General features: G+C 64.7%; 1 protein-coding gene. It reads right to left on the minus strand.

Annotated elements, in window-relative coordinates:
* Positions 1 to 960, minus strand: a 960-nt coding sequence (locus tag AC1DT3_RS22245; protein WP_477467345.1) for an anthranilate synthase component I family protein, incomplete at its 3' end; no start/stop codon positions are given.
* Positions 961 to 1,078 lie beyond the last annotated feature (118 nt).

The following is a 1,078-nucleotide window of genomic DNA, read 5'->3' on the forward strand; positions in this document are numbered from 1 at the left end:
GCGTGGGCGGGTGCCGGCGATGGGACGGATCGAAACCTTGCCGTCCCGCACCCGCACCAGAATTTCGGGCGACGAGCAGACGATCTGGAAATCCTCGAAATCGAGGTAGCACAGAAACGGCGCCGGATTGACCCGCCGCAGGGCGCGATAGAGTGCGAAGGCGGGAAGCGGGAAGGGCGCTTCGAACCGTTGGGACAGGACGACCTGGAAGATGTCGCCGGCCGAGATGTATTCCTTCGCGCGAGCGACCATGTCTTCAAATGCGCGCGGCGTGATGTTCGACACCGGCGGTTCGAACTGGATCTTGGACGGGTCGGTCCTGTCCTCGAACGGCAGCGGACGCTCGAGCGCCCACGTGATCTGGTCGAGGCGGGCGAGGGCGTTTTCATACGCCGCCTTGGCGGAAACGCCGCTGTCCGGGCGCGCAGGCGTGATGAGCGAGATCTCGTCCTTGACCGCATCGAACACCACCATCACGGTCGGGCGGACGAGGATGGCGTCGGGGACTTCGAGGACATCCTGGTTCGGCTCGGGCAGACGCTCCATGAGGCGCACCATGTCATAGCCGAGATAGCCGAAAAGCCCCGCCGCCATCGGCGGCAGATCGCCTTCCAACGGCAATGCGCTCTCGGCGATCAGCGAGCGCAGGCTGTCGAGAGGCTTGGCGGCTTCGAGGTGATAGTCGTCCGCGGAAGCCAGTGCATTCCGGTTGATCGAGGCTGCGCCGTCCTGACAACGCCAGACGAGATCGGGATCGAGACCGATCATGGAGTAGCGGCCGCGCACCGCGCCGCCCTCGACCGATTCCAACAGAAAGGCCGCGCCCTTGCGTCCCTGTCGCAGCAACATGAAGGCGGCGACCGGGGTCAAGAGATCGCCGACGAGGGAGGTGCGGACGATTCCGGCGCGACCGGAATCGTAATCCTTGGCGAAGGTCTCGAAATCCGGCGACGCGCTCATGACCTAGATTTCGCCGCCGATCGCCTGGCGCATGGCCTGCTGGTTGATGGTCACACCCAGTTCCTGCCGCATCTGCGCGACGTACTGGCTGATCAGGTCATCGCCCATTCCGTTGCGA

This window comes from Microvirga sp. P4_G7, from assembly GCF_056401005.1.